Below are 6,541 nucleotides of genomic sequence, written 5' to 3' on the forward strand. Positions count from 1 at the left end.
AGTCATGACTTGGGAGTTGTGAAGCCACAATGGAAGCAGAAAACTCCAGAATCATGGTGAATACAATCCCGAGCACCAGACAGTAAATGATCACCGCATCTTTTTGGTTTGAACCTTCAAACCGCGCGGGTTTTAGAATCAATCGCTGCCATGCTGCCAGACCGACACCGATGACTATGATGACTGTAAACAATTCCTGAAGAAGCGCAATCCACGTTTCCCCACCATAAGCAGCCAGGCTGAAACCCGGAAACAAACCCGAGCCAAACGCCTGAACTATCGCGGTAAAAAGGACGATAAAGCTGCTGAATATCATCAAATGCAACACGCCTGAATAGCGGATCTTTAGAAGGCGTTTGTGCATTCCTACGTCCCCAAACACGCCTTTCAACCGCTCGCTCATGTGGTCAAATCGCTCTATCGATCTGGCTTTTTTTAGCGGTTTGAGTCTTTGCCAAAAACGCCAAAACGTAATCGCGAACGCCAGAAGCGTGATAACCCAAAGGAGAAGTGTCTGCATTGATGACATTGCCGTTTACCCCCCAGCTTTGATTCGCTCGGTTAGCGCTGGAAGAACATTAAACATGTCGCACACCGCACCATAGTGGGCTTTATTAAAAATGGGCGCTTGTTCATCCGAATTTAATGCGATGATCAAGTCCGATTCCTGCATGCCTTCAAGATGCTCCGGAGCACCAGACACACCGGCCATCAAGTAAAGTTTCGGTTTTACTTTTGTTCCCGATTTCCCAACCTGATGCGCTTTGGGCAGCCAGCCCGCATCGATAACGGGGCGCGATCCACCGACCTCGGCTTCCAAAGCTTCCGCCAGCGCTTCCACAACGGGTAGTTTTTCCTTTCCACCCAAAGCGCGACCTACACAGACAATTCGATCCGCTTTCGTCAGATCAACGCCATCACTATCCGGTTCAAGCATTCCTACAAACTCAATACCTGAGTTCCCTAAACCAGCAACATCGAAAGAGACAATTTCCGGTGCTGAGTTTACTTCCATCTCATATTTAACCGCTCCGGGCATAACGGTCACGACAGCAGGTAGTGAAACATGGTTTCGAGCAAGCACTTTGCCGCCATAAACCTGAGAAGTTACCGACAGCGCATCGCCATCAATAGCTATTTCAAGGGCGTAAGCAACCAAAGGAATGGACTGTGCGTGGGCCACGCCACCTGCCAAATCAACGCCGGCAGTGCTGTAGCTCAAGAGGACTAAATCAGGCTGAACGTGCTCAACGGCCTGGTTCAGACAAACCATTACCTCACCCGATAAGTAATTTGCGAACAGGGGGTTCTCAACAGCCAGCAGTTGCGAGACAACGGGAAGCTGCGATGCAATGGTGCTGACTGCATCCCGATCCTGAGCACACACCAGCGCGGTGATTTCATGGTTCAGGTGAGACGCCATCTGAATCAGCTCTAATGAGGAGTCCGCAACTCGCCCTGAATCATGTTCGATAAGAATTAAACTCTGCATCAGACAAATCCTTTTTCCTTCAACAGTTGATAGAGCTGCTCTGAGATCTCTTCAGGTTCACCTTCCAGCATCTCTGCACCATCTTCCAAGTCAGGCAGTGCAAGCTGAGCATCTTCAGAGGCGTCGTCAGGTAAATCTAAATCCAGCGCCAGATCAGGCACCTCAACCTTGAGCAATTCTCTCAAACGGCTTCCTGAAACAAATCTGGGAGGCTGAGTGGCTGCCTGAACACCAATGACCGTGGGGGTTGTCAGGCTAAGAAGTGCCGCACGACCACCTGAATATTCCTGTCGGACAATGACGTTGTTTTCGTCAATGCGAACATCAGAGACCGCACTCACCTGAGACCACCCAAGGTGTCCCGCCAGATGAGGAGCCAGTTCGCCATACACATCGTCGGTTGAAAGCACACCAACCATGACGACATCTGGTTTCACTTCCTGAATGGCTTCCGCATAAGCAGAAGCGACTCGGCGAGACGAACGGCTCTCTTCTTCATCTATGTCCACGGGAATTTGATAGACAGCGTCAGCATCTCTTGCCAATGCAGTTTTGAGCATTCGGTTGCTGCCTTCATCCTCCAGCGCAATGGCTGTTACATGAGCGCCATAGGACTCCTTGAGCAGGACTGCCTGCTCAAGTGCCTGATCATCGAACGGGTTTAAATCCAATCCGATCCATTCTCTATCAATGTCACGCTCATCCTCAGTCAGTTCGATTTCTTCCGAAAGGACTGGGTTGAGCCTCAAAATGACCGCAATTTTCATCATTCCTCCTTCTGTGCCTCTACCGAAGGTGTTGGCCGATAAATAGAACCGCGCCTTGCCACTCTGGCCAGCATGCCGTTGGTCATGTACTCTGGCGTTTCATAAGGGTCATAGGGCGCTGGCTCCTGTCCGGGATAGCCGATGACTTCTCTGACTCGCTCTGACAGCAGGTAGCCACCAGAAACGACATTGGTTATGGCATCAAAGGCGCGTCGGTCTTCAATGCACAGTGCATTCATCGCTTCAGAGATGTCTTTTCCATCCACAAAATGAACGCCACGCATAAAATCCGGAACGAGGTCGGGTCGAACAGAGAACACCTTATCGAGTATCTCCTTGTGAACGCCTACATCGGACGCCGCAGGTTTTTCACCATATTCAGGGATCAGAAAATCAGCGATTTTGGCGATGGTCTGCCGGATTTCTTCAGTCAGTTGGTTTGCTCCAGACATTATGAAACCTCCACATTTCTTGCTTCACGGATAATATGCATGGTCTGACGGTGGGCTACCGCCATGATGGTTGCTGTTGGGTTGACCCCGCCAGATGTTGGGAAAGTACTGCCATCAAAGATGAATAGGTTTGGCACATCATGTGCCTGCCCCCACTGGTTCACGACGGCATTTTCTCGCTCGTTCCCCATTTTTGCTGTACCCAGTAAGTGCCAGCCGGATTCACGCATTTGCGGACATACCTGAGTTTCAATTGCCCCTGCCGCCAGTAACGCTTCTTCAGCTCGTGCGTTATGGAAATCAAGCAGCCTCGTTGAGTTTTCAGATGTTTTGTAAACAATTTTGGGTGCTGGAATACCGTCAGAATCCGTGAGATCACCATCAATCGTGACCTGATTGGATTCTTCTGGAAGGTCTTCTCCTATGATGGCGTACAACCCTGTTCGTCCAAATCGACGTTCAATCATGTCGTGCCAGTTGTTACCCCAGGCATCTTCTACTTTTCCGCCATCTTTAAAGACTTCAGATCCAACAAATCCTTTTGCACTCAATGGACCGCCACCGGACATGCCACCCCATTTAGCACCACGGACAAAGCCGCGGCTCTCATCGGTTTCATAGAATTCGAACGAATCAATCAGCATGCCGGATGGTCCTTGCCAGCTTTGCAAATCGTCAGGGAAGTGCCCCATGACCAGTCCGAATGGGTGCATCATTAAGCGTTTGCCCACCAGACCTGAATTGTTGGCTAAACCGTTCGGGAATGTTTTGGAGATCGAATTGAGCAGAATACGTGGCGTACCAATGGTGTTGGCACAAAGAATCACAACCTTTCCGCGTTGACGACGCTCCCTGCCATTTTTGTCGATGTAAATAGCTCCGGTGACGCGCTGTTTATCGTCGTCGTACTCAATTTCACGCACACGCGCGCCAGAGATAAGTTTCAGACCGCCTCTTATCGCTTCCGGGAAAAGCGCTAAATCTGGCGACCATTTCGCTTTTTCGTTACAGCCGAACATGCAGGTTCCCCTTCTGGCACAAGGGTTTAGCCCGTTGTAGGGAACCGAAGGAATCGCATTGGAACCCGGCCACCAGTGCCAGCCAAGTTTGTCCAGACCTTGTGCTAGTCGATTCCCGACTTTACCTATGGGTATGTTGGGTGTCGGGTAACCAGACTGAGGCGGATAGGCAGGGTTGCCTCCTGTTCCAGACAAACCAATATCGTGTTCAACGGCAAGTAAGTGCGGCAGCAAGTCTTCGTAGGTGAATGGCCAGTCATCCGCCACACCATCTAACGTTCTTACTTTGAAATCAGAAGGAAGGAAAGGCACCCAGTGTCCAGCCCAGATGGTTCCGCTTCCGCCGACTGCCGAGGCCATCAATGGTTCGATGTCACTTTCTGCTGTATTGATTGGGTAATCACGTTCGCGATCACGAATATTCGGAGCGGGATGCCATTGCTTACCACCCGCCAGCTCAAATTCCGGTTTATCGCCAGGGTATTCCCCCGGATCAACCCAGTCGCCCTGCTCCAATGTGACAACAGACATCCCCGCTTTAACCAGGTATCTTGCTGCCACAGAACCAGACGGTCCTGAGCCGATAATGACTACATCAGCGATTTCAGATTCTTTGACTCGTTTGCTCATGTCTTACCATCCTTACAGTGTTCAGCAGAGGCAGTATTTCGGAACCGCACTGTGCCGTTCTATGCGTTATTGATGTGTTATCTTTAATCCATTGTGTATTTTTCTAACTTGTTATTTTTATTTGTATTTTGCTTTTTTAATGTGCTTCTTCCGGCGCGTTACCTAAGTAGATTTGATGTAAGTCGTCCCTTTGTGCGAGAGCCTGAGCACTTCCTGAAAGCACTACTTTTCCGCTGTCTATCACGTAGGCACGATGCGCGTATTTCAGGGACTGACGAATGTTCTGTTCCGCAACAAGAAAGGACATCCCTTCTTCTTTGTTGAGTGAGGCAATGATCGAAAAGATTTCCTGAACCAGAATGGGAGCCAGCCCCATTGACGGCTCATCAAGTAAAACCAACTCTGGTCTGGTCAGCAGAGCCCGACCAATGGCTAACATTTGCTGTTCGCCACCAGAGCACATACCTGCCTGAGTGGCGCGCTTTTCCTTAAGCCTTGGGAACCAGTGATAAACGCGTTCCAGATCCGTTTTCACTTGCTGGTTAGATAACTTGTGCAGAAAAGTGCCGCTTTTCAGATTTTCTTCGACCGTCAGGCGTGAAAAGACATGTCTTCCTTCAAGTACATGAACAATATTGCGATGCGCCAGCCGATGAGCAGCCACACCGATATTGCTTTCACCTTTGAACTGGATGCGCCCTTTGCTTACCTTGGCTCGGTCTGCATGTACTAATCCGGAAATCGCTTTTAACGTCGTACTTTTTCCCGCCCCGTTTGCGCCCAAAACCGCCACAATTTCGCCACGATTTACAGTAAGAGAAACATCCGACACGGCGAGCACAGATTCGTCATAAATGACTTCAATCTGGTCTACCACAAGCAGATCCTGACTCGCTTCATTTCTGTTCTGCTGACGATTCATTCATCCTCCCTGGATTCACCTTATCTATCGGCTTCGGTCTTGCCCATCGGAGATGTGGACAAGCCCGAAGGCTCATCCACAAATCCAGCCCTTATGGGTTGTTTGGATCCCGAGGTGTGATTCCCTGCTCTTTTGCAAACGCCGCTGATTTTTCTGCGATGAGCGGAGCAATCAGCGATTGGTCACCTTTGATCCAGTCAGTGATGAGCTTAAATTTGGTGCCATCCCATTCCTGAATACGTGCGGCGCCACCACCTTCGTGATCACCCGGCGTTACTTTCAGCTCCTGCAGCAAACCAACCATGCCAAGCTCTTCAAGGCGCTTGTTGTCTATCACCATGTTTTCAAGACCCCAACGCATTTCTTCGCCATTGATTGGACGATTTCCGAACTTGGTCATCGCGGTTCGCATCCCTTCAACAGCAAGTGCGGCATTCACCATACCGATGTTGTAGTACACGGTGCCGAAGCCCCTTAGGTCTTTAAGATCGGTTTTACCTGTATTGATGATTTCTTTGCGAAGACGCTTATGGATGTCAAAGTCCGTACCACCCGGATAAGGGGCCAGAGCTTTGTAGCCGATTGCCGCAGCACCCGCTGGAATCATGTCGGTTTCAGAACCCGCCCAGACATCACCAATCATCTTGTTGATATCAATACCGAATCGCTTAGCGGTTTTGATGCCGACAGGGGTCATGACACCCCAGGTTCTCAGTACGACCCAATCCGGACGAATACCGCGAACCTGACGCCATATTGCAGACTGTTCACTACCGGGGTGTGCGACTGGGATCTGAATGTTTTCAAACCCGTATTTTTCAGCCAGTTTCACCATGATGGGTTGAGACGAACGTCCGTACCCTGAGTCGTGGTAAACGGTGACGATCTTCTTGCCCTTGAGAGCGTCAAACCCACCTTCCTGCTGAGCAATGTATGCCATAGCCACATAGCCCTGAGAGTAATAAGTAAACAGCAATGGGAATTCATAAGGGAATACCAAGCCGTTTAACGATTCAGGTCGCCCGCCAGCGGGATCAATCAAGGGGATTTTGTCTTTTCTGGCGCGCTCACCCAACGCATAGGTGGCGGGGGTTGAGTGCGTCATAAAGAAGGCGGTTGGCGAACCGTCCTTTCCGTTTTTAATACGCTCGTAAACCTCAACTGCTCGGTCGGGGCTGTATTCTGTCTCAAACTCTTCGACGTTCAGTTTCACGCCATTAATGCCACCTTCCACTTCATTGATGTAATTGAAGTAGTCG

At 50.0% G+C, this 6,541-nt stretch carries 7 protein-coding genes; all 7 read right to left on the minus strand.

The features are described 5' to 3' along the window. A partial coding sequence (locus RH89_RS11725; RefSeq protein ID WP_038145648.1) for a hypothetical protein occupies window positions 1–520 on the minus strand: 520 nt, incomplete at its 3' end. A gap of 15 nt (window positions 521–535) precedes the next feature. After that, a complete protein-coding gene (locus RH89_RS11730; protein WP_004402074.1) occupies window positions 536–1,492 on the minus strand; it encodes an electron transfer flavoprotein subunit alpha/FixB family protein in 957 nt (318 codons plus the stop codon). Beyond that, entirely contained in the window at window positions 1,492–2,259 is a 768-nt protein-coding gene (locus tag RH89_RS11735) for an electron transfer flavoprotein subunit beta/FixA family protein (protein ID WP_004402075.1), read from the minus strand. The genes RH89_RS11730 and RH89_RS11735 overlap by 1 nt, the downstream gene beginning before the upstream one ends. Then, window positions 2,259–2,711, minus strand: coding sequence for a hypothetical protein (locus RH89_RS11740; RefSeq protein WP_004402076.1), 453 nt, complete (start codon window positions 2,709–2,711; stop codon window positions 2,259–2,261). Before RH89_RS11740 ends, RH89_RS11735 begins: the two co-directional genes overlap by 1 nt. Then, complete coding sequence (locus RH89_RS11745; protein ID WP_004402077.1) at window positions 2,711–4,360, minus strand: GMC family oxidoreductase; 1,650 nt, start codon at window positions 4,358–4,360, stop codon at window positions 2,711–2,713. Before RH89_RS11745 ends, RH89_RS11740 begins: the two co-directional genes overlap by 1 nt. A gap of 136 nt (window positions 4,361–4,496) precedes the next feature. Next, window positions 4,497–5,282 carry an ABC transporter ATP-binding protein gene (locus RH89_RS11750; RefSeq protein WP_004402078.1) on the minus strand — a complete coding sequence of 262 codons (786 nt, stop codon included), beginning with the start codon at window positions 5,280–5,282 and terminating at the stop codon, window positions 4,497–4,499. 91 nt (window positions 5,283–5,373) lie between these two features. Next, window positions 5,374–6,541: ABC transporter substrate-binding protein (locus tag RH89_RS11755; protein WP_004402079.1), on the minus strand; the 1,168-nt coding region annotated here is incomplete at its 5' end.

The sequence above is a fragment of the Vibrio nigripulchritudo ATCC 27043 genome, from assembly GCF_000222685.1.
Lineage (GTDB): Bacteria > Pseudomonadota > Gammaproteobacteria > Enterobacterales > Vibrionaceae > Vibrio > Vibrio nigripulchritudo.